Consider the following 26,581-nt stretch of genomic DNA (forward strand, 5'->3'; position numbering starts at 1 on the left):
AGCGGACAACAACGCCTTGGTGTACTCCTCTTGCGGGTTTTCGAAAATTTCGGTGACGGTGCCTTCTTCGACCATATTGCCGCGGAACATCACCACCACGCGGTCAGCCATTTGCGCCACCACCGCCATATCGTGGGTGATGAACAAAACGGCCGTGCCGGTTTCGCGTTTCAAACGGTCAATCAGCGCCAGAATTTCGGCCTGAATGGTCACGTCCAGCGCCGTTGTGGGTTCATCCGCGATCAAAACACGCGGCTCGCAGTCCAGTGCCATCGCAATCACCACCCGGTGGCGCATCCCGCCGGATAATTCATGCGGGTATTGTTTCAGGCGGCGTTCGGGTTCGGGGATACGCACACGGCGCATCAGTTCCAGCGCGTGCTCGGATGCCTGTTTTCTGGACATGTTTTTGTGGACGCGCAGACCCTCAGTGAGCTGGCGTTCAATGGTGAAAACCGGATTTAGCGATGTCATTGGCTCCTGAAAAATCATGCCGATTTCATTGCCGCGAATGGTGCGCATCAAATCCTTTTCGGCATGCGCCAGATCAATTGCACCTTGCCCGTCGCCGTGGTCGCGCCGGTCAAACATAATCCGCCCGCCGGTGATTTGGCCGCCGCCAAATTCGACCAGCCGGATCAGCGACAAGGATGAGACCGATTTGCCAGAGCCGGATTCGCCCACCACACAGACGGTTTCGCCAGGATTAATGCTGAATGATATATCCTCGACCCCTACTACTGGGCCGTCTTTGGTCGAAAATTCGACACGCAGATTTTCGATGGAAACAAGCGGGGTGGATTTAGATGGAGTATCAAGCATGTATGGCAGCCCGTGCGGTTATGGATCACACGACAGTAGCGTGGTTTGGGGACGAGTCAAACAGGAAGCAGCGCAATATTTGCTAGGTTGAGGAGGCGCGGCGCAGGCGTTCGGCCATATCCCCGTCCGTTACAGGGGATGCGCCAATTTCGTAATCATCGTGGCCACGTTTGCTATGCAATGAATTGCCTTTGCTGATTTTTCCCGAAAGATCGTCCGGCAGGGCCGGTGTTGTGGTTTCATCCAGAAACAGGGTTTCGGCGGCGATGCCTTCGGCAAAAATGATCTGGTGATCGTCAAACAGCAGTTGGAAATAATCGACAAATCCGCCACGCTGGCGGGTTACGGTGGTGCCGTTGACCAGATGTTTTGCCTTGACCAGAACTTCGCTGCGCCCTGCACCGACTTCGTCAACGCGCTGATAGATGAACAGGCGGTGGTTCGGGCTGACAATCAGGTCGTTTTCATTGTGCAATGTGCCCTTGGTGATCACAATCGGGGCGAAATCGCCGACCGCACGCATGGTGGTGCGACCAATCCAGCGCACGGTTTGCGGCCCGTCATCACGGGTTAGCACCTTATCGCCGACTTTCAGGTTTTCAATCGGGCGCTGTTCGCCCTTGGCCATGGTAATATGGGTGCCACGGGTGAAACTGACACAGGCCATTTCGGCCATGCGGGCGCGGGCGCCGCTGCGGCTAATCCCGACAAGACGGTATGCGCATGCCGGATCAAGCGGCGCTAACGCCAGCATATATATGTCCTCGATTGCGCCTTCAGTCGGGTCCACTTCGACCAGAACGACCGCATCAAAGGTGACGCCATCTGGCCCCATCAGGGTGATTGCGCAATCCAGATGCAGCGGGTTGCCGACTGTGCCTGTTTCGGTACCCTTTGCGATAACAAAAGGGGCATTGCCCGAACTATCGTCTGTTTGCGCAATGGTCAGGCGGATTTGCTGTGCTTTGCTGTTTAAGGTGTATGTATCATCCAGCATCAAATCGTCCGCATCGGCCAGCGGGTCGCCAAAATTGGCCCCATCGGTCACACAAAACCCGTTCGCTGCGTAAACGGGCAGGGATTGAATCGGTGTTTCGGTTTTTTGGGCAGATTTTGGCATTTGGCAACTCGCTATGTTCAATTGTGGCGCCGCAATTTTTGAACGATGCAGTTCGTTCATACCCGCGGCCCCCACGACCATAGACAGATCATATGGTTATTAACTGGCGGTGACTACGTCAACAAATTTACCAGCTATTGACCGGATTATGACGATTTAGGCCTGCTCAGGCGGCAATGCCCCCTTGTTGATGTTGTTTGGTGTCGCAAACTGGTTAACTCGCGCATCGGGCATTTCGGGTGCGATTCGCCCCTGTTGGGGTGAAATTGGCATCAGGTATGGAATAGAGGAGACGACAAATGGATATGGGAATTACGGGCAAACGGGCGTTGGTGTGTGCATCATCCAAGGGGTTAGGGCGTGGCTGTGCCGAGGCATTGGCGGCTGAAGGCGTGCATCTGGTGCTGAACGCCCGCACCAAAGGGCCGCTTGAGGACGCTGCCGAGGCGATTCGCGCAGCCTATGGCGTGGAAGTAGTGACTGTGGCGGCAGATATTACATCCCCCGAGGGGCAGGCGGCGGTTCTGGCGGCGGCGGGGGACGTCGATATTCTGGTGAACAACGCCGGTGGTCCGCCCCCCGGTATGTGGTCTGATTGGGACCGCGAGGATTTCATCAAGGCACTGGATGCCAATATGCTGACGCCGATCACGCTGATGAAAGCATTGCTGCCCCAAATGATGGATCGCGGCTGGGGCCGGATCATCAACATCACCAGCAAATCGGTCAAAGCGCCGATTGCGGTGCTGGGCCTGTCGAATTCCGCCCGTGCGGGTCTGACCGGGTATGTCGCTGGCACCTCGCGCCAAGTGGCAGGATCAGGCGTGACAATCAACAACCTGCAACCGGGCATGCATGCCACGGATCGCGGGCTGTCGTTGGCGCATGCCAGAGCTGAAAAAGAAGGCATTACGTTTGACGAGGCGTTGAAAGAGGCATCGGCCAGCATCCCTGTCGGGCGTTATGGCACGGCTGCGGAATTTGGTGCAGCCTGTGCCTTCCTGTGCTCGCAACACGCCGGATTTATCGTCGGGCAGAACATTCTGCTGGACGGCGGCGAGGTGAATTTGACGATGTGATCACCTTTCAATTCTATGTGATCAGGCGCGGGGGCGATTGTATGCGGCCCCGCGCCTGATTAGGTCTATATTGAACATGATAAAGGGCCAATGAATGAACCATGAATCAGTGCAGGAATATTACGGCGAGACCCTGCAAACCAGCGCCGACCTGCAAACCAACGCCTGTTGCACGGCAGGCGACATTCCGGACCACCTTAAGGCGGTTCTGTCAAAAATCCATGACGAGGTTATGGCGAAATACTACGGGTGTGGCCTGATTGCGCCCGATGCGTTGCGCGGGACGCGAATACTGGATCTTGGGTCCGGATCAGGGCGTGATGTTTACGCGCTGGCGGGGCTGGTGGGCGAAGCGGGCCATGTGGTGGGTGTCGATATGACCGAGGCACAGTTGGAAGTGGCCCGCCAACATGAGGACTATCATGCGCGTGCGTTTGGATATGCCAAACCGAACACCGGATTTCACAAGGGGCTGATTGAGCATCTGGATGATTTGCCGCTAGAGGCGGGGAGCTTCGATATTATTGTGTCCAATTGTGTGCTGAATTTGGCGATGGACAAAGGCGCGGTTCTGCGCGGTGCGCACCGTCTGTTGAAGCCGGGTGGCGAGATGTATTTCAGCGACGTTTATGCGGATCGGCGGATGCCTGATGCTTTGGTCAAGGACGAGGTTTTATATGGGGAATGCCTGTCCGGTGCTTTGTATTGGAATGACTTTGAAAACATTGCTAAACGGGCCGGTTTCGGTGATCCACGATTGGTCGAGGACCGTGTTTTGACCATCGAGAACCCCCAGATCGAGGCCAAGGTCGGCAACATCGGCTTTACCTCGGCCACGTACCGTTTGTTCAAACTGGACGGGCTGGAGCCAGCTTGCGAAAATTACGGCCAAGCGGTGATCTATAAGGGAACGATAGCCGAAGCCCCGCAGACATTTATCTTGGACAAACACCACGCAATTGAGGCGGGCAAAGTATTTCCTGTCTGCGGGAATACCTACCGGATGCTGAACCAAAGCCGCTTTGCCCCGCATTTTGATTTTATTGGCAATTGGGACACGCATTTCGGCCTGTTTGGCGATTGCGGCGGTGAAACTCCGTTTGACGGGCCTACAATCGGCGACGAAAGCACAAGCGGCAGTTGCTGCTAGGGTCTTGCCGGGGCTGGCGCTGCCTGCTACCACCGCCTTTAATCCCGATGGTTTTGATCGGGTTTGAAAGGGAAACGGCCAGTGGCAACGACGCACCCACGTCTTGAAATTAAGAATATCACCCGTGCCTATGACGGGCGTGTGGTGGTGGATGATGTGTCGCTACAGGTGATGCCAGGGCAGGTGACCTGCCTGTTGGGGCCATCGGGCTGCGGTAAATCCACCACATTGCGCATCATTGCCGGCGTTGAAATGCAGGACAGCGGTGAGATTTACGCCGATGGTGAACTGGTGTGCGACACGGTGTTCAGGGTGCCGCCCGAGGGGCGTTCAATCGGGTTGATGTTTCAGGATTTCGCGCTGTTTCCACATCTGGATGTGGCGCATAACGTCGGGTTTGGTCTGCCGGGCAAAGGGGCGGGGAACGCGGCACGGGTGAATGAATTGCTGGAACGGGTCGGTATGGCGCATCACGCGGCAGACTACCCGCACCAGTTGTCGGGTGGCGAGCAACAGCGCGTCGCCTTGGCCCGTGCCTTGGCCCCGCGTCCGAAAATCATGCTGATGGATGAGCCGTTTTCCGGCCTAGATAACCGTCTGCGCGACGGCATCCGCGATGAAACGCTGGACCTTTTGAAAGAAGAGGGTGCCGCGGTGTTGTTGGTCACGCATGAGCCGGACGAGGCGATGCGCATGGCCGATGAAATTGCCCTGATGCGGGATGGAAAAATCGTGCAACAGGGGGCGCCCTACAATATTTACAACAGCCCGCGCGACAAACGGGCTGCTGACTTTTTCTCGGATATCAATGTGATAGAGGGTGTTGTTAAAGGTGCTCTGACTGAAACCCCCTTTGGCCAATTCCTTGCCCCAGGTGTGGTAGACGGCACCCGTGTTGAAATCGTCAGCCGCCCGCAGCACATCAAAATCGACTTTGATCGCGGTGGCCGCGGCCCGAATCCGACGGCGCGCGACGGGGTGGCGGCACGGGCCAATGTGATGCGGGCACGGTTCATGGGACGCGAAAGTCTGGTTGAATTCAGGATGGATGCGGATGGATCGATCCTGAAGGCCACCGTGCCGTCCGTGTTTCTGCCCACCGTCGGAACCGTGATGTGGCTGACCCTGCCGCGCGACCGCTGTTTTGTGTTTCCAAAGACCGCATAACCCTTTCTTCTTGCCCTAAATACCTGCGCCGCAGGCTAATAGCGCTTTGGCCCGCAGGGACAAAGCGCTTGGGGCGGCGCGCGGAGCGCGGCGCAACCATTATTCCCCGAACGGATGCAGATAATCCGATAGCGTCTTGCCCACATCATCACCAAAATGCGACGGCAACACCGCCACATCCAGCATCCGGTCGACCCGAAACACCCTGAAATCCGTGCGTAATTCGCACCACGATGTCAGGGTCCAGACCCGCCCCCAGTATTCCAGCTGCAATGGGCGGATGATGCGCATAGACGTGTCATTCGCCCCGTTTTTATATTCGATCTGCACCTCGTGCTGCGTCCGGATCGCGCGCCGCAAGGCGGGCATGTGTTTGAACCCTTTGGCCGCATCTTCAAACGGGTAAACCGCAAATCCCCAGCCCGAGGCGGGTGCCGCGCGATCTGCGGGAAGCACCACGTCAATCTTGGCGCTCAGTGATCTGGCGGCATCGGCCAGCTCCTTGTCGGCAGCTTTGGTGACGATATCCATGCCCAGATGAAACGCCTCGAGTTCCGCCATCGTCAGGTTCAGCGGTGGCAGGCTGATGGCGGCAGTCATCATGTATCCCAAGCCCCGTTCGCCCTCAACGGGCACACCCGAGGCAATCAATGTGTCCATATCGCGGTAGATGGTGCGCACAGACACTTCTAGGCGCTCGGCCATGTCCTGTGCGCGGTGTAATCGCCCATCGCGCAGGATCTGGATCATTTCAAACAGGCGGTCAGTGCGGCGCATGGCGCAAACTCTCTGACCTGCAAAGGCGCGTCAAGTTATTGCTGCATTTGCCACTGCACGGCCTCGTGACGCATAACGACTGTTTCAAAATCAATCGCCTGCCCGAAGGGGGCGAACGCCGGATCATTCACCACGGTTTTCGCAGCGGTCTGTGCATCTGCAAGGGTCTGCCAAAGGATATAGTCGGTCCAGACGCCATCCTCGCCCTTGCTGAGACTTCGGCTGATAAAGCCTTGCGCGGCCCGAACGATGGGATCGGTTGCTTTGGCGTCATTCAGGAATTGGATATCATCTACTCCGGCATTCAGGCGAAAGGTGACAATTTCCGCAACAAGGGGTGAAGAGTCACCGGCGCGCGCACTATCGGCTGGGGCGAAGGGCAGGGCGGCAAGCGCCAGAATAGACAGAGAGAATCGCATGATATTTTCCTTTTGGTTGGTTGATGAAGCGGTTGATTCGCCCCCTTTGATACCGCCCCCCAACTGACATGAATCTGTCAGTTGGCAATCTGGGGGTGCGATTCATTTGAAAAAGCACAGGAAAGATGCGCATTTGGCCTTTGAACTTGTCCGCAGAGGCAATACATACAGATGGTGAATTTTATGCCCAGCTAGGTTGGGCATCCTGAATATGGGAGAAAACTATGCTGAATAATATTGGTCTACCGGGCCTGCTACTGATCGCCGTTGTTGTGCTGGTGCTGTTCGGGCGCGGCAAAATCTCGTCCTTGATGGGCGAAGTGGGCAAGGGTATTACCTCGTTTAAGAAGGGCGTTAGCGAGGGCAAGGAAGAGCTGGAAGATACAGCGACCGCCGCCAAAGACGTGACCCCTGAAGAAGAAAAAGTGAAAGACGACGCTTAAACGCGCGGCAATCCTTTGAACCTGAACAGGCGGATCCCTTATGTTTGACATCGGTTGGACCGAACTTATGGTCGTAGGCATCGTGGCGCTGATCGTCGTGGGGCCCAAAGATTTGCCCGGGATGTTTCGCACCCTTGGCCGGTTCACCGGCAAAGCCAAAGGCATGGCGCGCGATTTCCAGTCAGCGATGAACGAAGCCGCGGATCAGGCGGGCGTTAAGGATGTGGCGGATGACCTGAAGGCCGCAACATCGAAAAAGAGCCTTGGGTTGGATACGCTGGACGATGTGGCGACCCAGTTTGAAAACTGGGACCCGATGACACCCGAATCCAAGAAAAAAGCCGCCGAAACCAAGGCAGCGGATAAGGCGAAAAAGGCAGCATCCGTAACCGAGCGCACCGAGGCGGCCAAGAAAATGCACGCAGCGACGGCGAAAAAGGCGGCAGACGCCAAGGCGGCGGCAAAACCTGCAAAACCCGCAGCCAAAAAAGCGGCGGCGAAGCCAAAGGCAAAAGCAGCGGCGAAGCCCAAAGCTGCTGCCAAGCTACGCGCGACCAAGCCCAAACCCAAAACAGGCGCTAAAACATGACCGACAAGGTTGAGGATTCTACCGCTCCGTTGATCGAGCATCTGGCCGAACTGCGTGATCGACTGATCAAATCGGTGGTGGCGTTTATCATTGGTATGGTCATTTGTTTTTCATTCGGCAGTTTGATCCTTGATTTCCTGCTGGCCCCGATTGAACAAACCATGCGTGACTTGGGCGACCCCAATCCGGTGATGATTTTCACCGCGCCGCAGGAATATTTCTTTACCCTGATCCGGATTTCGATGGTTTTCGGTCTTGGCCTGTCGTCGCCGGTGATTGCCAACCAGTTATGGCGGTTTGTCGCCCCCGGTCTGTATAAAAACGAAAAATCCGCCTTTTTACCCTTCGTTATTGCCTCGCCATTGTTATTTCTTCTGGGGGCAGCATTTGCCCATTACGTGGTGATCCCGCTGGCGATGAATTTTTTCCTGGGGTTCTCGGATGCGTCTTCGGTGTTTTCTGCCATCGTTGGTGATAAGGGGGCCGATGCGGTAAACCTGCCAGATAAAGCCGGAGGAATTTCGATTGTGTTTCAGGGGAAAGTTAACGAAACCCTTGATATCACACTGAAAATGATTGTGGCATTCGGCCTGTGTTTCCAGCTTCCGGTCCTGTTGACCCTGATGGGCAAGGCCGGTCTGGTCAGCGCTAAGGGGCTGCGCAATGTGCGTAAATATGCAATTGTCGGCATCCTGCTGTTGGCCGCATTGGTGACCCCGCCGGATGTGATGACGCAGCTTATCCTGTTCGTTGTTGTTTACGGCCTATACGAAATATCGATTCATCTGGTGTCGTATGTTGAGCGCAAGCGCGAGGCTAAATTGCGGGCCGAAGGTCTGTGGTTCGACGATGATGAAGACGAAGAAGATGAAACCAAAGAAGAAGAAGACTCTTTGATGTCCGAGTTCGATGAGGACGAGGAAGATGAAGAGGGTTATTTCAAGGACGACGGCAAGTGAACGATGCGACGTTAGATCGGATCGCGGCAGCGCTGGAACGGATCAGCCCACCCGCCGCCAGCGCCCCCGATTTTGACGCCGCTGATGCCTTCGTGTGGCATGTAGAGCCGGACCATCTGGAGCCTGTGACCGACGTGAACCGCGTGGCGCTCGACCTGTTGGTCGGGGTGGACCGGTCCCGCGATACCTTACTGGAAAACACCCTGCAATTTGCCCGTGGCCTGTCTGCCAATAACGCCCTGTTGTGGGGCGCGCGCGGGATGGGGAAATCGTCCTTGGTCAAGGCTATCCATGCGGCGGTGCTTGCGCAAGGTCATAGCCTGAAGATTGTCGAGGTGCAGCGCGAGGATTTGCCCAGCATCGGGCGTTTGCTGGCGTTGCTACGGGACGCACCTGTGCGGTTTCTGTTGTTTTGCGACGATCTGTCGTTTTCCCATGACGATGAACACTATAAATCGCTAAAGGCGGTGCTGGATGGCGGGGTGATCGGGCGACCGGAAAACGTGGTGTTCTACGCCACCTCGAACCGTCGTCACCTGATGCCACGCGACATGATCGAGAACGAGCGTGGATCCGCTATTAACCCGAGTGAGGCGGTCGAGGAAAAAGTATCGCTGTCAGACCGGTTTGGGCTGTGGTTGGGGTTCCATTCCTGCTCGCAGGAAGAATATCTGGAAATGATCCACGGCTATTGTGCTGCATACGGTGTTGAAATCGCACCCGAAACCCTGCGCGCCGAGGCGATAGAATGGGCCGCCACACGCGGGGCCCGTTCGGGCCGCGTCGCATGGCAGTATTTCACCGATCTGGCAGGGCGCAGGGGCGTTTCGCTTTAGACACCCGACCCAATTACTCCAGATAAGGCATCGGATCGACGCTGTCGAAATCCTTGCGCACCTCGAAATGCACGAATGACGGATTGGCGGAACGCACCTTGGCAATGGTTTGGCCACGGCTGACACGGTCGCCTTTTTTCACAGTGATGTCGCTGACATTGGCGTAAATCGTCAACAGGTTGCCCGCATGGCGGATCACCAGAATCGGCACCTGATCGGTGTCGCGGGTGATCGCGGCCACGGTGCCCGCATCCGCTGTCTTCACGGGCGACCCTGCCTTGGCGGCGATATCAATGCCATCGCTTTTGGTTGAATAGGCGCGGATGATATTGCCCTGAACCGGATATAGCAGCCTAGCGTTGCTTGAGTCTGCCGTGCTTTGGCCGCCCAGATTGGGCGACGCCGGTGTGGGGGTGGAAGGTGTTGGCGATGCAGTTTCAGCAGGCAACGGTTTGGTCGAACTCGGCGGTACCGGAGTCGGGGTGCCGCTGCCAGGCTGGGTTGTGCTGCTTGCCGAGGCGGTTTGGGTCGTGCTGGCAACAGGGATCAACAGATACTGGCCTTCGCGCACCGACAGGTTGGCGCCCAACCCGTTCCATTCGGCTAAGGATCGCACCGACACGTTATAAAGCCGCGAGATCGAATAGGCGGTTTCGCCGCGCTCGACCTTGTGGCGGACGGGCTCTGCACCCGATGGTGTGTTCGGTGCGGCTGCGGGGGTGCTGCCTGAACGTTCAATCGCGCCACCAGCCAAGGTGGTGATGTCGATGGTTTCAGGCTGTAACGGCCCCGTGGTGGCCGATCCCGTGGCTGGGGATGGCTCGGCAACGCGCCGCGGCAGGGCGATGATTTCGCCCTTGCGCAGCTTGGCCTCAGGCGCGATGCCGTTATAGCGGGCCAACTCGCTAGCCCCCAGTCCAACGCGCGTGGCTACGTCGGCCACGGTGTCATCACGGCGCGCGATGGCGACCTGATAGTTCGGATAGGAAATGACGCCACGGTTATCGGCTTGCGGGCGTGGCGATGTCGCCTGTCGCGCTGCAGTGGATGTGTCGGGCGCGTTGCCGAATTTGTCACGTATGTCAAAATCGAAATCTGCGCAGCCCGAAAGGACGCCCAATGTGGTCAGGGTGACTCCTGCATACAGGGCCCGCATCATGGGGGATCGGCGTTTTGCCATTTGCTCTATCCTCAAATTCACAGCCCGTTTGCCGGACCTTTATTGTTTTGTCTTACTCTTTCCCCAAACCTTCCAGCAAGGGCACGAAACGCACGGGTCGTATTTCGTCATAATCATAGCCTGTGTTGGTGCGTGTGACCTTGATCAGGTTCTGCACCGCTTGCCCCTGACCCACGGGCAAAACCATGATACCGCCAATTTTCAGCTGCGCCAAGAGGGGGCCGGGCGTATCTTCGGCGGCTGCGGTAACGATGATACGGTCAAACGGGGCCTGATCTGGCAGGCCATGACTGCCATCGGCGGTAAAGGCGGTGACATTGGACAGATCCAGCTTGCGAAACACGGCGGATGCCTCGCGCACCAGACGGCTGAAACGGTCCACCGTGTAGACGCGTCGCGCCAGTTGTGACAGGATCGCGGCCTGATAGCCGGAACCGGTGCCAACCTCCAGAACCTTGTCGCGCGGCTGCACCTTTAGCGCCTGTGTCATTAGGCCAACAACCGAGGGCTGGCTGATGGTTTGACCACAAGCAATCGGCAGTGGCATATCCTCGTATGTGCGGTTTTCAAACAGGCCTTTTACGAAATGGCCACGGTCGATGGTTTCCATTGCCGAAAGCACCCGCGCATCGGTTACACCCTTGGAACGCAAGGCAAAAAGGAATTGCATTTTGCGTTCGGCGTGTTTCATTTGGATGCTGATTTGTCTAATGAGCCTTGCAAATCGGCCAGCGTATCATGAGCTGTCAGATCGGCCCGCATCGGGGTGATTGAAATGTAGCCATCCAGATTGACAGCCGCATCGGTGCCAGGCTCTGTCGGGGTGTGTTGCGGCCCGCCCTTGATCCACAGAAATTTGCGGCCCGAGGGGGCGAAATGCGGCTCGATGCCGAAATTCACATCGCGGCGAAACCCTTGTGGTGTGGCTTTCATGCCCTTCACAGCAGCGGCAGCAACGGGGGGGAAATTAACGCTGTGAAACAGGCGGTAATCATCGTTGTTTTGTGGGGTGGCGGCAAGGATTGCGCGCACTGTAGAGACGCCGTGCACGGCTGCGGCCTCGAACGGGTCATCCAGATCGGCGTTTTCTTGCCCAAAGTATTGGGACAGGGCAATCGCGGGCAGCCCTTGCAGGGCCGCTTCCATCGCGCCGCCAATGGTGCCGGAATATAACGTGTTTTCAGCCGCATTGTTGCCACGGTTCACGCCAGACAAGATCAGATCGGGCGGGGTGTCTTTCATCACGTCGTGCAGGCCTGCCAGCACGCAATCGGCGGGCGAGCCTTCGGCGGCAAAGCGCCGCTCGCCCAGTTGCGCAATCATCATCGGGTGGGTGTAGGAAATGCAATGCGCCACTCCCGATTGCTCGAATGCAGGTGCCACGGTCCAGACTTCGCCGTCCGGTCCCGCAATTTCAGTTGCGATGTTCAGCAGCGTCAGTAGTCCCGGCGCGTTGATGCCGTCGTCATTGGTGATCAGTATGCGCATGATCGATTTTGCCCTTGTTACCCTAAGAGTTGAATAGGGCAAGGGGGAGGTATGGTAAAGGTTCTGTCTCGCTGCCACCATTACACCCGCCACTTTGTGGCAGAAAAGATTCTATGTAGCGAGGCGCCGAGGTATTTAGGGCAAGAAGAAGGGGGACGCTATAGTTCTGCCAGTATCTTGGCGGCTTCGTCATGCGGATCGGCCAGTGGTTTGCGGTCTTCGCCAGGGTAGAAACGGGCGCGTAGGCCAGTGGGCATTGGCGCGGGCGTGGCGATGTGGATGTGGGGGCCGGTTTTCACCGATTCTGCTTGCCAACTGCGGGCCAGCGCGATTTGCGCGGCTTTGGTCGCACCATAAGCGCCAAAGAACTTGGCACCGCGCGGTGCAGGATCATTAAAAAAGATCGCTGTGCCCGATTGGCCCAGTAAAGGCGCAATATAGCTGATCAGGAGGCCGGTGGCACGGGTGTTCAGGGCGATGGATTTATCCCAGTCACCCTCGCTGATATGGCCCGCGGGCGATAATGGCGCATCATGGATAGCGGCATGCACCCACATGGATAATCCGCCCCAGCGATCATAGATCGAACGGCACAGGTGCTGCATGGCAGCGTCTTGTGTGATGTCCATCGGCGCAAGCGTGGCGTTGCCGCCCTTGGCTTTGATGCGGTCGTCCAGATCCTCGAGCCCGCCGGTGGTGCGGGCCACGGCGATGATGTGGTGGGTCGGGGCCAAGGCTTCGGCCATAGCAGCGCCAAGGCCGCGGGACGCGCCGGTGATCAGGGCGACGGGTTCGGATGGGTTTGTCATGTGTTGGTTTCTACCGTTTATTTCGGTGATATGTTAGCGCCATTTCGATGCAATGCGCCAGAGCGTCATTTGGTAGCGGTTGATTCAGCGGAAATAGCACCGCACGGGTGCCTTGATAGGTGAATGTATCGGGGTAAATCTCGCGCATGGTGTCCACCAGCGTGGTTTTGCAGTTGAAAAACAGCGCGCCGTGGTCGGGTTTTGCCGGTTTCCATGCCATGCGGATGGTGGAGCCGGATTTAGTGGTTTCGGTCAGGTAGGCCGGTTCACCCCATTTCAGGGTTTCCGTCAGGGGGCCGATGACTGGATTTTGGGCGGCGGTTAGGAAGATCAGGCTGCGCAGGTTTAGCAGGACATCGCGGGCCGCAATGGGGTAGCTGTCATAGGCAGCGGCGACGTTTGTGGGGAAGGGCGGGATCATTCCGCCGCCTTGATTTCAAACCCCTGCGCAATCATATCCGCAGGCTTCACCGGATATTCGCCGGAAAAACAGGCGTCGCAATATTGCGGCGAGGCGTTGTCGCGCCCCTTTGCCTGACCCGCGGCGCGATACAGACCGTCCAGCGTGATAAAGCGCAATGAATCCACCCCCAAATGCTCGCGCATTTCTTCCTCGTTCATGGTGGCGGCCAGCAGTTGCTCGCGTTCAGGTGTGTCTACGCCGTAAAAACAGGGCCACATGGTGGGGGGGGACGCGATGCGGAAGTGGACCTCGGCAGCCCCCGCATCCAGAATCATTTCCTTGATTTTACGCGACGTGGTGCCGCGCACAACGCTGTCATCGACCAGTATCACCCGCTTTCCTTTGATCAGCGCGCGGTTGACGTTCAGCTTCAGAAGCACCCCCATGTTGCGGATGCTTTCGGTGGGCTCGATAAAAGTGCGCCCCGTATACTGGTTGCGGATGATGCCCATGCCGTAAGGGATGCCGGTTTCATGCGCAAAACCAATGGCTGCAGGCGTGCCGCTGTCGGGCACGGGGCAAACAAGATCGGCGTCCACAGGGGCCTCGCGGGCCAGCTCGATGCCGATCTGGCGGCGGGTCTCGTAAATCGACTGACCACCGACGATGCTGTCGGGGCGCGAGAAATAGACATGCTCGAAGATGCAAAACCGTGGTTTGGCGGGGGCAAACGGGCGGTGGCTCTCAACGCCATCCTTAGTGATCACCACCATTTCGCCAGGTTCGATATCACGCACAAATTCAGCACCGATGATGTCCAGCGCACAGGTTTCCGAGGCCAGCGCCCAACCATCACCAACCTTGCCCAGCACCAGCGGGCGAACCCCCAGCGCGTCACGCACACCGATCAGTTTGGTGCGGGTCATGGCAACGATAGAGAACGCGCCCTCAACGCGGCGCAGCGCGTCTTTCATCCGCTCGGGGATGTTGCTCTGGAAACTGCGGGCCATCAGGTGGATGATACATTCAGTATCGGACGAGGACTGGAATATTGAGCCATGCTGGATCAATTCGCGGCGCAGGGCCGCGGCGTTGGTGATGTTGCCATTGTGGGCAATCGCCGCTCCGCCCATGGCAAATTCGCCAAAGAACGGCTGCACATCGCGGATCACGGCGCCCTTTTTACCACTGGTGGAATAGCGCACATGGCCGATGGCCAGCGGGCCGGGCAGGGTGTCCATCAGGCTGGCTTTGGTGAAATTATCGCGCACGTAACCGAAACGACGCGCCGAATTGAACCCCTCGACCGGATCATGGCTGACGATGCCACCGGCCTCTTGGCCGCGATGTTGCAGGGCGTGCAGGCCTAAGGCGGTGAAATTGGCGGCCTCGGCCACACCGATCACGCCGAAAACGCCGCATTCCTCTTTTAATTTATCATCATCGAACGGGTGGCAGGGGGGCATTTTGTGCATTTCAGCAGTCGCTCCGAATCCTATGGCAGTAGGCGTGCCACCCTCATACGAGGTTGGACGCCGTGTGTCACCACAGAGTCATAGATAAGTCATAGATAAACGCACATGCTTTTGGGGTGTTGCCTTGTCGCAGGGTTAGGGCCGTGCCAAAACCCACAAACCTTTTGCCCCGTCCCCCTTGATATCGCCGATTTTGCGGTCTTTTGCATAGAGATATAGCGGGCGCCCCTTAAAGGCGATCTGCATGGTGCCATCGTCGCGTTTGATTAGGGAATAACTTTCGGGCATCTGCGTGCCTGCGGGCATTAAGGCTGGCGGCCATGCTGTGGCGCAGGCCCCGTTGCATTTGGACACGCCGTTTGTGTCTTTGCCATAGAAATACAGAGACATGTGTTTTTCGTTCATGATGAACACCTGGCCATTCAGCGGCCCGCTCATCACCAATGCATTGCCATGTGAACTGGCGTTGGCGGTGCTGTTGATCAGGATAAGGCTGGCGGCGGTCGCAATCGCAAAGGAAGTAAGGCGCATGTACAGTCTCCAAATAGATGCCCAGACCCAGCCGACAAGCAGGATCAGGCGGCCAATAACTGTTCACCTGATAACGCTGTTTTGTCAGAAAATATAGGTTTCAACAGCAGGGGGGCTGCACACAGGCAATCACATATGCGAGATATGCAGCCACCAAACCCCTATTCAGGGGCAGGTTTGCTGCAATCCCCGACCAGTTGCTCGTAACGTGACACAATCCAGCCTGGCGCATCCTCGGGGATGCTGTCGTTGATGCTGTCCTGCATTTTTGCAAAAATGCGGGCGGTGCGGCTGTCGTCGATCATTGGCATGGCCTGATCGGTGACAACGCGGTCATAAACCACCAATGCGACGCCAACCAGCAACGCACCACGCGCCACACCGAACAGAAATCCTAGCCCCTGATCAATGCCGCCAAGGGCTGAACGCTGCACAATGGATGAAAACAGCGGTGTAATCAGTGACATGACGATCAGGCCCACCGCAAAGACGGCGGCAAATGCCGCGATGCGGGACAATTCACAGCTGTCCTTAATGAAATCGCCAAGGATCGGAATTTCGCGGATCAAGGGTTCGGCCTGCCCTGCAAACAAAAAGGCCAGCACTGCTGCGGCGGCCCAGCCCGCGATGGACAGGCTCTCGCGCACGAAGCCGCGGGAATAGGCCAAAAGCGCCGATAGGATGATGACCACTGCCACCACGCCGTCTATAATTGTAAAACCTTCCACGTCTTCTCTCCTCGCCTGCTTTGGGGCGTTACCCCGCCCCGAAAATCTCGCCGACAAATGCCGTTAGATCGGACATCTGCTGCATCTTAAGCCCCGTTGCGGTTGCAGTTTTGCTGCCCGCAGGGGCGATTGCGCCTGTAAAACCCAGTTTGGTAGCCTCTTTCAAGCGGTTTTCAGTCTGTCCAACGGGTCTTAGGGCTCCTGATAGGCTAATTTCGCCAAAAACCACAGTGTCGGCGGGCAATGCGGTGTCTTCGCGGGCCGATAGTAGTGCGGCTGCAACAGCCAGATCGGCGGCCGGTTCACTAATACGCATACCACCCGCCACGTTCAGATAGACATCGAGTCCGGTGAACGGGATGCCGCAGCGGGCCTCGAGCACGGCCAGTATCATCGCTAAACGGCCGCTATCCCAGCCAACAACGGCGCGGCGGGGTTGGGAGTGGGGCGAGGGGGCAACCAGCGCTTGCAACTCGCACAACACGGGGCGGGTGCCCTCGATACCAGCAAATACCACCGACCCTGCGGCGGGTTTATCGCGTTCCGATAGGAACAGAGCGGAGGGGTTGGTAACTTCGGACAGGCCCGCACCGGTCATTTCAAACACGCCGATTTCGTCGGCAGGCCCGAAACGGTTTTTTACCGCCCTTAAGATTCGGAACTGGTGGCCGCGCTCGCCCTCAAAGTACAGCACGGTGTCGACCATATGTTCGATCACGCGGGGGCCAGCGATTTGGCCATCCTTGGTGACGTGCCCAACTAGGATCACCGACATATTGCGCCGCTTGGCGAAGGTGGTCAGCTCGTGCGCGGCGGCCCGCACTTGCGAGACACTGCCAGGTGCGGATTCAACATTATCGGCCCACATGGTCTGGATCGAATCGATAATCGCCAGATCGGGTTTCTCAGCCTCGAGTGTGGTCAGGATATCGCGCAGGTTGGTTTCGTTGGCCAGCTGCACAGGCGCATCGCGCAGACCCAGACGGTCGGCTCGCATCCGTATCTGGGCGCTGGCCTCTTCACCGGAAACATAGATAACTTTCAGACCTTTACCGGCGAAACTGGCGGCGGCCTGTAGCAATAATGTGGATTTGCCGATACCCGGATCACCGCCGACCAACACAGCCGAGGCCGGCACCAGACCGCCGCCCAGCACACGGTCCAGTTCATCCATACCCGAATGGGTGCGCGGGGGCGGGGCCTCGTCACTGGACAGGTCGGACAGATGGATCGAACGGCCCCGTTTGCCGCCAAGCGATTTCTTGGCAGGGCCAGCCGACAGTGGCACCTCTTCTGTGATCGAATTCCATGCACCGCAGGCCTCGCAACGGCCCGACCATTTGGTCGAGGATGCGCCGCAGGAATTGCAGGTGAAGGTGTTTTGCTTTGCCATAGGGTCTTGTGCCTTAGCTTTGGCGCTACATCAAGCAGACCTTTTGCGTTTTTCCGCAAGAAATGAAATGGCTAATGACGCCAGAATGCAGCCGGTAAACAGGTATAATCCCCACGCGGTTTCAATTTTACCCACGCCAATCCCTTTACCCACCACCAGATACAGCGCGATCAGGAAAATATCGGCCATCGCCAGTTTGCCCAGTAAATGCAGCACCGGCAGCACCTTGCGATGCAACAGATTGAAATGGATCAACGCCAGTCCGATGGTTTTCATATAGGGGGCAAAGATGGCAAAAAACGTGACCAGCAAGGCGAGGAACACATCGGATTCCCACAGGCTTTGCAGCCCCGTGATCACCGATATTTCATCAAGGCCAAAGAAAAACGGCATGAACCCCGCCCGCAACATCGGCGCGAACCACGCGATGGGGAACAGGATGATCAACGACAGGTTGGCGATTTTTAGGAAAGTGGCCACAATATATCCGTCCCGAATGACAGGGCATTTGTGCCCTGCCTTTGCATTTATGCGGCGACGGGGCGCATCACAATCCTTGAAGCCGTAAAATCCTGCCCTATAGGGCTATTCCGCGGGCTTGGCCGCCATGGGCACAACATTAACATCCTTGGCCGGTTTTTCATCGTGGTCCAGATCAAAGCCAAGCTCTGGCAGGATTTCAAACAGGTCCGCCTGAAGCGTATCCAGCTGGCGCTCGACCAGACCTTCTTCGGTTTCCACCTGCAACAACCAGTTCTTCAACTCGCCTGTTGTGTGATGGGCGATGCGGATGTTTTCCTGAAAGGTATCAATCTCTTGCTGGCGTTGCTTAAGGAACATTTTGGCGCGTTCAACCCGCTCGCTGCTGTAAACCTCGGCCAGATCGCGGGCCTCAAAGCTCATTTGTGCCGCGATTTCCAGAACGCTGGGTTCTAGCGTGGCAAGCTGTGGATGGTCGCGCAGATGGGCAATGCGTTCGCGCACGGAGTCAAATTCTGATCCGATCTTGAACAGCCCCGCGCGGTCGGCTTCGTGGCTCACCACGTAGGCTTTGGCAACGTCCTCCATGCTGACATGGAAATTGCGATGAGTGTTTTCCAGCTGCATGATCCGGTTGTTGGCGGGCAGGAAAAACAGCATCGCCAGACAGAAAAAGGTGAAACCCAGCTGGGCAATCATTCCGGCATTGGCAATTTCGCCACCACTGACGCGCGCGGTAATCTCAAGCCACGGCAGCAGGCCAACAGCCGCACCAATGCTAAGAACAACCATCGTGAGCGCCAAAAGCGCAATCGCAAACAGCGTGGTTTTTTGAACAAATTTTTGAATGCTGACCCAATGGGCCGCAGATTGTTTTGGCATAATATTCCCCCACCAATAATCCTTGGCCCACTCCAGCAACGAAATCAAAGGGCTAAGGTCACTTGTTTAAGTAATAGTGTAGAATCAGTTAATGGTTAAGGGGGAATTTTAGGCGCAATGCGGCGCGGGGGTGATCTATTGTTTCGATTTTGGCAACAAATGCTTACCGAACCGCCTCGATCGGCCCTTCGGCGCGGCCATGAATGAACTGGTCCAGATAGGGATCGCCGCTGTTGTCCATATCGGCCACAGGCCCCGTCCATTTGATCACCCCGTCGTGCAGCATTGCCACTTTGTCGGCAATGGCGCGCACAGAAGTCATGTCGTGGGTGATGGTCATGGCGGTTGCGCCCATCTCAACCACGATCTCGCGGATCAGCTCGTTAATCACACCCGCCATGATCGGGTCCAGCCCCGTTGTGGGTTCGTCAAAAAAGATGATTTCAGGTTCGGCGGCTATGGCGCGGGCCAGCCCGACGCGTTTTTGCATGCCGCCGGACAGCTCGGCAGGGAACAGATCGGCGACCTCGGGTTTCAGCCCGACACGGCGCAGTTTTTCAATGGCGATCTCGCGGGCCTCGTCTTTGGGCCGCTTTAATGAGCCGCGCAGCAGGCGAAAGGCGACGTTTTGCCAGACCGTCAGGCTGTCAAACAGCGCGCCACCCTGAAACAGCATCCCGAAACGGGCCAGAAACGCGTCGCGCTCCACTTTGGTGACGTCCTGGCCATCCACAGTGATGGTGCCGCTGTCGGGCTTCACCAGCCCCAGAATGCATTTCAGCGCCACCGATTTTCCGGTGCCCGACCCGCCAATGATCACCATGCTTTCGCCACGCGGGATGGTCAGGTTAACCCCCTGCAAAACCTTGTTGGCACCAAAGGCCTTGTGAACATTATCAAGCGTAATCATGCGGAGAAAAACAACTCTGTGAGCAGGTAGTTGGAGGCAAGGATCAGGATCGATGCCGCCACCACTGCCGATTTGGTGGCATGGCCGACGCCCTGCGCACCACGGCCCGAATTCATCCCGTAATAGCAGCCCATCAGGGCGACGATAAAGCCGAACACGGCACCCTTTAGCAGGCCAGAGGTGACATCCCACATTTCAAGAAAATCAATGGTATTATGTAGATACACGGCTGAATTAAAGTCCAAACGCGCCACCCCGACGATATATCCGCCCATGATGCCGATGCTGTCGCCAACCGCGATCAGAACCGGCACAGCGATAGTGGCGGCCAGCACGCGGGGCACAGTCAGGTATTTCATCGGGTGGGTTGATAGGGTGACCAGCGCGTCGATTTGTTCGGTCACTTTCATCGTGCCTATTTCAGCAGCTATGGACGAGGCCACCCGAGCAGCCACCATCAACCCGCCCAGAACAGGGCCAAGTTCCCGCGCCATGCCAATGGCAACGATGGATGGCACCACGGATTCAGCGCTAAACCGTGCGCCGCCCGCGTAAATCTGCAAGGCCAATGCGCCGCCGGTGAAAAAAGTGGTCAGCCCGACAACCGGCAAGCTGAAATAGCCAATGGTCAGCAGGGCATGGCCGAATTCCTTGAAATAGAACGGCGGGCGCAGCATATGGCCAATTGTCTGGGCGAAAAAGATCGCAATCCGGCCAATGGCGGCCAGCATGCCCATTGTGTTACGCCCAAGCGTAGCGACGGGGGCCAGCAGTATCATTGGGCAAATCCCCCAGCGTAGCGGCGGGTGTAACGTGGGCCTAAGGATGTGAGGATTTCATAGCCGATGGTGCCAGCCATTGCTGCCAGATCTTCAACGGTTTGCTGTGGTCCAAGGATATCAAGGTGATGAGGAACCTCGTGCAAGTGACTGATGTCAACTGTAATAAGGTCCATTGATACACGTCCGACCATCGGGCAGGCAATGTCATTGGCCCAGAATGTCGCGCCGTTCGAGAGGGCGCGGATCAACCCGTCGGCATAGCCGCCTGACAAAGTGGCGATGGTGGCGGTGGTGTTGGTGCGCCATGCGTTGCCATAGCCCACAGTTTCACCCACTTGCAAATCGCGGGTCTGGATCACCGGCAATGACAGGGTGGCGGCGGGGTGGGCAGCGGAAAACGGTAGGCCGCCGTATAAGCCGATACCCGGGCGTGTCAGATCAAAGTGATAGTCGGGCCCCAACAGGATGCCGCCTGTGGCCGCCAATGAGCGGGGCGCTGTGATGCCATCGGTCATGGCCTTGAACGCGGTCAGTTGTTGGCCGTTCATCGCGTGCTCAGGCTCGTCTGCACAGGCCAGATGGCTCATCACCAGCACGGGGTTTTGCGCCAGCACGATATCGCGCACAGCATCCCATTCGACCGCTTCCATGCCCAGCCGGTTCATGCCGCTGTCCAGCTGGATGCCGAAGGGCGCGTTTGGCAGGGCCTCGAAATGGCGGGTCAGCTGGTCTAGCGAATTCAGCATCGGGACCAGATGCAAATCACTGATCATATCGGTGTCGCCGCGCATATGGCCGCCAAACACCAAAATTTCCGCGTTCGGCCCCACCGCATCGCGCACGGCGGCGCCTTCTTCGGCTACAGCCACGAAAAACCGCTTTGCCCCGGCCTGCGCCAATGCCTTGGCCACACGGCGGACACCCAGACCATAGCCATCGGCCTTGACCACAGCTGCTGTTTCGCAATCTGTCATTGAGTCCAGTGCACGCCAATTGGCGGCAATCGCATCCAGATCAATTGTTAATGTCGCACTTCCCATAGGGGGTTTTTGACGGGCAGGCGGGCAAGGTCAAGTGGAAACACGCGAGAGGCGCCTTGAACCTGTATGAATTGGGCCGCATGTTGCACGGATTACGTGGCTGCAATTGCGCAGCTTTTGATTTTCTGGATCACCCCCGAGTTTATTGTTCGGAGAATCCTTAATGGGCTTTAAGCCATTTTATCCACGGGCGATGTTGCCTCGTTTATGGTTACAGGACATGTGGTATGGGCTGGATCGATGGATGATGAATTGGTCAAACTGGAATAATAGGCGACAGAATCCGGGGTCGGCGCATATGCCTGCCCCACCCATTTCACGATGCTTTGTGTTTGTCATAACCCGCTTGTAATTCGCCCCGCAGGAAATCACCGTAATTCACCGGCGCGAATTTCGCCGCACCCGTGCCCAGCAACGGGGCAACATCATATCCGACATTCGGGTCATAGAAAAACGGGCAGGAATACCGCTCGCGCCCCGATTTGTTGATCACCCGATGCGGGGTGGATAACAGCCGCCCGTTGCTCATCCGGTGCAGCATATCACCGACATTAACCACGAATGCGCCGGGGATAGGGGGCGCATTGATCCAGTCGCCAGATGTGGTTTGCACCTGCAACCCGCCTACATCATCGGTTGCCAGAATGGTTAAACAACCAAAATCTGTGTGCGGCGCGCTGCCAAACAGATCATCCGCACTTGCAGCAGGCATCGGAGGGTAATGCAATAGGCGCAGCCATGTGGTTGGCGGCGCGAAACCCTTCAGGATATCATCCGGCGTCCCCACAGCCTGCAACACGATTTTCATTACCCTATGGCCAAGTTCCGTCAATGCTGCATTATACTCCACAAGCGTTTCATGAAATCCTGCCAGATCAGGCCACTGGTTGGGGCCGGACAGGAACAGATTGGGGTCGGCCTGCGCATCCTCGCGCATCATCATAAAGCTGGCGGATTGGTTGGGCTTTTTCACATCGGCCAGTTTTGAATTCACCTCTGTCGAGGTGTTGATCGGGATGTAGCCGCGATGGCGAGCGTCCAATTCCACCGCCATCTTTTGTTCTATGGGCAGGGCGTGAAACCGGCGCGAGGCGTCAAACACCGCGTCAATCAGCCCCTGATCAATGCCGTGGTTCACGATGTAGCCAAACCCGACCTCGCCATAGGTGGTGCGAAAATCATTGATAAGGCTGGATTTATCACTGCCATCATGCAATGCACGCCCGTCCAGAACGGGGAGTTCGTTAAATTTTGTCATTAGAGTGACTCGCAAATTTGAAATGTTGAATAGGGTTCAGGCGAAAAAATGGCCGCAGCTATCCTTCAAATCGTTTTCTGCGATGTTCGCTGTGACGCTCTAACACAACAAGGGCGTGGAACGGACCCATTAAAAACTGTCCTCGCCATCACCACGCTGCTGCCACGGTTTGACCAGATTGCCAAAGCGGGTGAAACGGCCCTCGAATGACAGCTCCACATGGCCAATCGGGCCGTGGCGCTGCTTGCCGATCACGATCTCGGCCTTGCCGTGCAGGTGGTCCATTTCGGTCTGCCACGCGGCCATCTTTTCCAGCTCGTGATCGCCGGGTTTTTCGCGTTCTTTGTAATATTCCTCGCGGTAAACGAACATCACGACATCGGCGTCTTGCTCGATTGATCCCGATTCACGCAGGTCAGACAGCTGCGGGCGCTTGTCTTCGCGGTTTTCCACCTGACGCGAGAGCTGCGACAGGGCGATTACCGGAATTTCCAGCTCTTTGGCAATGGCCTTCAGGCCCTGGGTAATCTCGGATACCTCGTTCACGCGGCTGTCTTTGGCGGTGGCGGGGCGCACCAGTTGCAGGTAGTCAATCATCAACACATCCAGCCCGTGGGTGCGTTTCAGACGCCGCGCGCGGGCCGCCAGCTGGCTGATCGGCAGAGCAGGAGTGTCGTCGATATAAAGCGGGCAGGCTTCTAGGTCTTTGGCGGCCTCGACAAAGCGGCGGAATTCTTCTTCGGTCATGTCACCACGGCGGATTTGGTCACTAGGCACTTCACTGGCCTCGGACAAAATACGTGCAGCCAGCTGTTCTGCCGACATCTCGAGGCTATAAAATCCGACAACGCCACCATTTACCGCCCCTTCGGTGCCATCATGGCGAATGCCCTTTTGATAGGCCTTGGCGATGTTAAAGGCGATGTTGGTGGCCAGCGCGGTTTTCCCCATCGAGGGGCGACCCGCAAGGATCAGCAAATCCGAGGGGTGCAAGCCACCCAGCATTTTGTCCATATCGGTCAGGCCGGTGGAAATTCCGGCCAGACCACCATCGCGCTGGTATGCGGCGTTTGCCACGTTCACGGCGTCAGTGACAGCCTTTAGGAACGATTGAAACCCACTGTCAGTCTGACCTTGCTCGCCCAGTGCATAGAGCGCCTGTTCGGCCTCGACGATCTGCTCCTTAGGTTCCGATGCAATGTCGACCTTGGCGGCCTTGTCGGAAATGTCGCGCCCCAGCCCGATCAATTCGCGCCGGATCGCCAGATCATAGATCATCTGCGCATAATCCCGCGCTGCAAAACCAGAAATGGCAGCCCCCGCCAGACGCACCAGATAAGCGGGGCCACCCAGCTCCTTCAGGCCCTCGTCATCCTCCAAAAACGCCTTTAGTGTAACGGGCGAGGCAAGGTTGTTTTTGGCAATACGGCTGGCTGCTACCTCATAGATACGGGCATGCACAGGTTCATAAAAATGCTGCGGGCCTATGATCGCAGCAATGCGGTCATAAATGTCGTTGTTGGTCAGGATCGCGCCCAGCAGCTGTTGTTCAGCCTCGACATTATGGGGCAGGGCATCAGTGATGCCGGCGCTATCGCCTGCTGCGTCTTGACCTGAATTGACCGGCGTAATTTCGTTCATGTCTCACCCATTTGTGCACCCACTCGTCCCGCCGGATTTGTTTAATCCACGCACCATGGCCAGCGCAAATTGTATAAACCTGTGGATAGATAACGCGGTCTATATCTGGTGGATATCATTCTTGTCGCCCCAATATACACGAAAAACGCAGCAAATGCCCGTTATTTTTTTCTCGCTTCCTGCCATGCGCGCGGGGCTGTCAGGAAGCTCTCGACCTCGCTCAGGGTGCCCGCATCAAAAGCCTTGCTCGCCTTGGCCTCGGCTAGGACATCCCACCATGTGCACAGATGGTGCAGGGTAACCCCGTGATCACCCAAGGTTTTCTCGGTTTCGGGAAAAATATCGTAATAAAAAATTACCGCTGTGTGTGCGCAATTGGCGCCCGTTTCCCGAATCGCATCGACAAATGACAGTTTTGATCCGCCATCGGTGGTCAGATCCTCGACCAGCAAAACATTCTGCCCCTCACGCATTTCCCCCTCGATGCGCGCGCCCCGCCCATAGCCTTTGGGTTTTTTGCGCACATAGGTCATCGGCAGCCCCATCCGTTCGGCGACCAGCGCAGCAAAAGGGATGCCAGCTGTTTCGCCGCCAGCGATATTGTCAAACGCTTCGAACCCCACATCGCGCATCACGGTGGTGACCATGAAATCCATCATGGTTGAACGGATGCGCGGGTGCGATATTGGAGTGCGGCAGTCAATATAAGTCGGGCTGGGTAGACCCGAGGCCAGCGTGAACGGCGCGTCCGCATTGAAATGCACGGCTTTGATCTCGAGCAACATCTTCGCTGTCAGGCGTGCGATTTCTTCTTTTGGTGGAAATGTCGACGGAATCATTGCAGTGCCTTTATTACGTTTCTCTTTTGTCTAAATATCCCCGCCGGAGGCAAGAAAATTCTTTATGCCTGCGGCGCGGATATTTATGGAACGATAATGGATCAGGGTGTCACTTGCCACAACAGATCAAATCCAGGGTCAAACAGGGTGACTTCACCCTCGGCGGTGATTAATTTATCCGGCATCGGGGCAGGGGTGCCTTTGGTCAGGGTCAAGGTGGCTTCGTTCACCGGCAGGCCATAAAACGCAGGACCATGCAGGGATGTGAACCCTTCCAACTGCTCTAGCGCGGCCTCGTCCTCGAACACATGCGCAAGGATCGGCAAGGTGTTGGGGGCGGTGAAACAACCGGCACAGCCACAGGCGCTAAGTTTATTGGGGTCCGTATGCGGGGCGCTGTCGGTGCCAAGGAAAAACCGCGCGTCCCCCGAGGTGGCGGCGCTGCGCAGCGCCAATCTGTGCCTCTCGCGCTTGGCGACCGGCAGACAATAATAATGCGGCTTGATGCCACCGACCAGAATGTCGTTTCGATTGATGATCAGGTGGTGGGTTGTAATGGTGGCGGCCAGATTATTATTAGCCGCGCCTACATACTCCACCGCGTTTGATGTGGTGATATGTTCCATCACCACGCGTAAATCAGGGGTCTTGCGCCGGATCGGGTCCAGCACACGGTCGATGAACATCGCCTCGCGGTCAAAAATGTCGATGTCGACATCCGTCACTTCGCCGTGCACACAGAGCGGCAGGCCGATTTCGGCCATGCGTTCCAGCACACCGCGCACCTTGTCAAAATCGCCAACACCTGACGCGGAATTCGTGGTTGCCCCCGCTGGATACAGCTTCATCGCTGAAATCAGGCCCGAGGCATGCGCGGCTGCCACGTCGTCGGCATCCGTGTCCTCGGTCAGATATAGCGTCATCAGCGGGGTGAAGTCAGAGCCATCCGGCATGGCCGCCATGATCCGCGCCTTATAGGCGGCGGCATCGGCACCGGTGACCACGGGGGGCACCAGATTGGGCATGATGATGGCACGCGCAAAATGGCGCGTGGTTTCGGGCAACACGGCGGCCAGCATTGCGCCATCGCGCAAATGCAGGTGCCAGTCATCGGGGCGGCGGAGGGTGATTTGATCTGTCATTACTGGGTTGGGTTACACAATCTGTGCGTCCCAAGCCACGCCTAAATGTCAGGCTGGCAGATTTTCACCTATCACGGGTGTTAAGTCCACGCCTCGACAACTTCAAAACTGTCGCCGGATACGATAACATCCGCATCCGTAAACCCCAGCGGCAATTGCGGCTCGTCGCGCGGCACAACCCGCACGATCGGCGAAAATTTCGTATCGAAATATTGCGGGTCATTCAAAATGGCGGCTGG

29 protein-coding genes are annotated in these 26,581 nt (G+C 57.0%); 7 read left to right on the top strand and 22 right to left on the bottom strand.

Annotated features, from left to right (window positions below; translation table 11 throughout):
* Both ACWB12_RS07865 and ACWB12_RS07870 read right to left on the bottom strand, forming a co-directional pair.
* Positions 1-822 (bottom strand): ATP-binding cassette domain-containing protein (locus ACWB12_RS07865; RefSeq protein ID WP_479529521.1); only part of this gene is annotated, 822 nt, incomplete at its 3' end.
* 82 nt (positions 823-904) lie between these two features.
* Positions 905-1,942, bottom strand: coding sequence for a Hint domain-containing protein (locus ACWB12_RS07870; RefSeq protein ID WP_479529522.1), 1,038 nt, complete (start codon positions 1,940-1,942; stop codon positions 905-907).
* Positions 1,943-2,241: 299 nt separating this feature from the next.
* Here ACWB12_RS07870 and ACWB12_RS07875 point away from each other — a divergent pair, with 299 nt between their 5' ends.
* The 3 genes from ACWB12_RS07875 (at position 2,242) to ACWB12_RS07885 (ending at position 5,338) form a co-directional block, all read left to right on the top strand.
* A complete protein-coding gene (locus tag ACWB12_RS07875; RefSeq protein ID WP_479529523.1) occupies positions 2,242-3,021 on the top strand; it encodes an SDR family oxidoreductase in 780 nt (259 codons plus the stop codon).
* Positions 3,022-3,115: 94 nt separating this feature from the next.
* Complete coding sequence (locus ACWB12_RS07880) at positions 3,116-4,171, top strand: methyltransferase domain-containing protein (RefSeq protein WP_479529524.1); 1,056 nt, start codon at positions 3,116-3,118, stop codon at positions 4,169-4,171.
* Between the two features lie 81 nt (positions 4,172-4,252).
* Complete coding sequence (locus ACWB12_RS07885) at positions 4,253-5,338, top strand: ABC transporter ATP-binding protein (protein WP_479529525.1); 1,086 nt, start codon at positions 4,253-4,255, stop codon at positions 5,336-5,338.
* 99 nt (positions 5,339-5,437) lie between these two features.
* Here ACWB12_RS07885 and ACWB12_RS07890 read toward each other — a convergent pair whose 3' ends face one another.
* Positions 5,438-6,115 carry a helix-turn-helix transcriptional regulator gene (locus tag ACWB12_RS07890; RefSeq protein WP_479529526.1) on the bottom strand — a complete coding sequence of 226 codons (678 nt, stop codon included), beginning with the start codon at positions 6,113-6,115 and terminating at the stop codon, positions 5,438-5,440.
* Between the two features lie 35 nt (positions 6,116-6,150).
* Entirely contained in the window at positions 6,151-6,534 is a 384-nt protein-coding gene (locus ACWB12_RS07895; RefSeq protein WP_479529527.1) for a hypothetical protein, read from the bottom strand.
* 224 nt (positions 6,535-6,758) lie between these two features.
* Here ACWB12_RS07895 and ACWB12_RS07900 point away from each other — a divergent pair, with 224 nt between their 5' ends.
* Genes ACWB12_RS07900 through ACWB12_RS07915 form a run of 4 tightly spaced genes read left to right on the top strand, consistent with a single transcriptional unit; the run spans position 6,759 to position 9,361 of the window.
* Entirely contained in the window at positions 6,759-6,977 is a 219-nt protein-coding gene (locus tag ACWB12_RS07900; protein ID WP_479529528.1) for a twin-arginine translocase TatA/TatE family subunit, read from the top strand.
* A 40-nt stretch (positions 6,978-7,017) separates the two neighbouring features.
* Positions 7,018-7,566, top strand: coding sequence for a Sec-independent protein translocase protein TatB (gene tatB / locus ACWB12_RS07905; protein WP_479529529.1), 549 nt, complete (start codon positions 7,018-7,020; stop codon positions 7,564-7,566).
* Positions 7,563-8,525 (top strand): twin-arginine translocase subunit TatC, encoded by a 963-nt coding sequence (tatC, locus tag ACWB12_RS07910; RefSeq protein ID WP_479529530.1) that lies wholly within the window; start codon positions 7,563-7,565, stop codon positions 8,523-8,525. The genes tatB and tatC overlap by 4 nt, the downstream gene beginning before the upstream one ends.
* Positions 8,522-9,361, top strand: a complete 840-nt coding sequence (locus ACWB12_RS07915; RefSeq protein WP_479529531.1) for an ATP-binding protein — start codon at positions 8,522-8,524, stop codon at positions 9,359-9,361. The genes tatC and ACWB12_RS07915 overlap by 4 nt, the downstream gene beginning before the upstream one ends.
* A 13-nt stretch (positions 9,362-9,374) precedes the next feature.
* Here the strand turns inward: ACWB12_RS07915 and ACWB12_RS07920 are convergent, their stop codons facing one another.
* The 18 genes from ACWB12_RS07920 to pyrC all read right to left on the bottom strand — a co-directional run bounded on the left by ACWB12_RS07920 (position 9,375) and on the right by pyrC (position 26,342).
* The gene (locus tag ACWB12_RS07920) at positions 9,375-10,541 is read right to left on the bottom strand and encodes a peptidoglycan DD-metalloendopeptidase family protein (protein WP_479529532.1); all 1,167 of its coding nucleotides are present in this window, start codon (positions 10,539-10,541) and stop codon (positions 9,375-9,377) included.
* A gap of 52 nt (positions 10,542-10,593) precedes the next feature.
* The gene (locus tag ACWB12_RS07925; protein WP_479529533.1) at positions 10,594-11,232 is read right to left on the bottom strand and encodes a protein-L-isoaspartate(D-aspartate) O-methyltransferase; all 639 of its coding nucleotides are present in this window, start codon (positions 11,230-11,232) and stop codon (positions 10,594-10,596) included.
* Positions 11,229-12,029, bottom strand: a complete 801-nt coding sequence (surE, locus tag ACWB12_RS07930; protein WP_479529534.1) for a 5'/3'-nucleotidase SurE — start codon at positions 12,027-12,029, stop codon at positions 11,229-11,231. Before surE ends, ACWB12_RS07925 begins: the two co-directional genes overlap by 4 nt.
* Positions 12,030-12,187: 158 nt before the next feature.
* Positions 12,188-12,838, bottom strand: a complete 651-nt coding sequence (locus ACWB12_RS07935) for an SDR family NAD(P)-dependent oxidoreductase (RefSeq protein WP_479529535.1) — start codon at positions 12,836-12,838, stop codon at positions 12,188-12,190.
* 10 nt (positions 12,839-12,848) lie between these two features.
* On the bottom strand, positions 12,849-13,259 hold the full coding sequence (locus tag ACWB12_RS07940) for a DUF1801 domain-containing protein (RefSeq protein WP_479529536.1): 411 nt from the start codon (positions 13,257-13,259) through the stop codon (positions 12,849-12,851).
* The gene (purF, locus tag ACWB12_RS07945; RefSeq protein WP_479529549.1) at positions 13,256-14,707 is read right to left on the bottom strand and encodes an amidophosphoribosyltransferase; all 1,452 of its coding nucleotides are present in this window, start codon (positions 14,705-14,707) and stop codon (positions 13,256-13,258) included. Before purF ends, ACWB12_RS07940 begins: the two co-directional genes overlap by 4 nt.
* 144 nt (positions 14,708-14,851) lie before the next feature.
* Complete coding sequence (locus tag ACWB12_RS07950; protein ID WP_479529537.1) at positions 14,852-15,247, bottom strand: COG4315 family predicted lipoprotein; 396 nt, start codon at positions 15,245-15,247, stop codon at positions 14,852-14,854.
* 161 nt (positions 15,248-15,408) lie between these two features.
* The gene (locus tag ACWB12_RS07955) at positions 15,409-15,975 is read right to left on the bottom strand and encodes a CvpA family protein (protein ID WP_479529538.1); all 567 of its coding nucleotides are present in this window, start codon (positions 15,973-15,975) and stop codon (positions 15,409-15,411) included.
* A 28-nt stretch (positions 15,976-16,003) separates the two neighbouring features.
* The gene (radA, locus tag ACWB12_RS07960) at positions 16,004-17,368 is read right to left on the bottom strand and encodes a DNA repair protein RadA (RefSeq protein ID WP_479529539.1); all 1,365 of its coding nucleotides are present in this window, start codon (positions 17,366-17,368) and stop codon (positions 16,004-16,006) included.
* 30 nt (positions 17,369-17,398) lie between these two features.
* Positions 17,399-17,848 (bottom strand): paraquat-inducible protein A, encoded by a 450-nt coding sequence (locus tag ACWB12_RS07965; RefSeq protein WP_479529540.1) that lies wholly within the window; start codon positions 17,846-17,848, stop codon positions 17,399-17,401.
* A 105-nt stretch (positions 17,849-17,953) separates the two neighbouring features.
* Positions 17,954-18,730, bottom strand: a complete 777-nt coding sequence (locus ACWB12_RS07970) for a DNA repair protein (protein ID WP_479529541.1) — start codon at positions 18,728-18,730, stop codon at positions 17,954-17,956.
* A gap of 163 nt (positions 18,731-18,893) precedes the next feature.
* Complete coding sequence (locus ACWB12_RS07975; protein ID WP_479529542.1) at positions 18,894-19,640, bottom strand: ABC transporter ATP-binding protein; 747 nt, start codon at positions 19,638-19,640, stop codon at positions 18,894-18,896.
* Positions 19,637-20,419, bottom strand: coding sequence for an MlaE family ABC transporter permease (locus ACWB12_RS07980; protein ID WP_479529543.1), 783 nt, complete (start codon positions 20,417-20,419; stop codon positions 19,637-19,639). The genes ACWB12_RS07975 and ACWB12_RS07980 overlap by 4 nt, the downstream gene beginning before the upstream one ends.
* Positions 20,416-21,462 carry an alanine racemase gene (gene alr, locus ACWB12_RS07985; RefSeq protein WP_479529544.1) on the bottom strand — a complete coding sequence of 349 codons (1,047 nt, stop codon included), beginning with the start codon at positions 21,460-21,462 and terminating at the stop codon, positions 20,416-20,418. The genes ACWB12_RS07980 and alr overlap by 4 nt, the downstream gene beginning before the upstream one ends.
* A 316-nt stretch (positions 21,463-21,778) precedes the next feature.
* A complete protein-coding gene (locus tag ACWB12_RS07990) occupies positions 21,779-22,720 on the bottom strand; it encodes an isopenicillin N synthase family dioxygenase (protein ID WP_479529545.1) in 942 nt (313 codons plus the stop codon).
* A gap of 129 nt (positions 22,721-22,849) precedes the next feature.
* Complete coding sequence (locus ACWB12_RS07995; RefSeq protein ID WP_479529546.1) at positions 22,850-24,361, bottom strand: replicative DNA helicase; 1,512 nt, start codon at positions 24,359-24,361, stop codon at positions 22,850-22,852.
* Positions 24,362-24,522: 161 nt separating this feature from the next.
* Positions 24,523-25,200, bottom strand: coding sequence for an orotate phosphoribosyltransferase (locus ACWB12_RS08000; protein ID WP_479529547.1), 678 nt, complete (start codon positions 25,198-25,200; stop codon positions 24,523-24,525).
* A 101-nt stretch (positions 25,201-25,301) separates the two neighbouring features.
* The gene (pyrC, locus tag ACWB12_RS08005; protein WP_479529548.1) at positions 25,302-26,342 is read right to left on the bottom strand and encodes a dihydroorotase; all 1,041 of its coding nucleotides are present in this window, start codon (positions 26,340-26,342) and stop codon (positions 25,302-25,304) included.
* Positions 26,343-26,581 lie beyond the last annotated feature (239 nt).

This window comes from Profundibacter sp. (assembly GCF_056498605.1).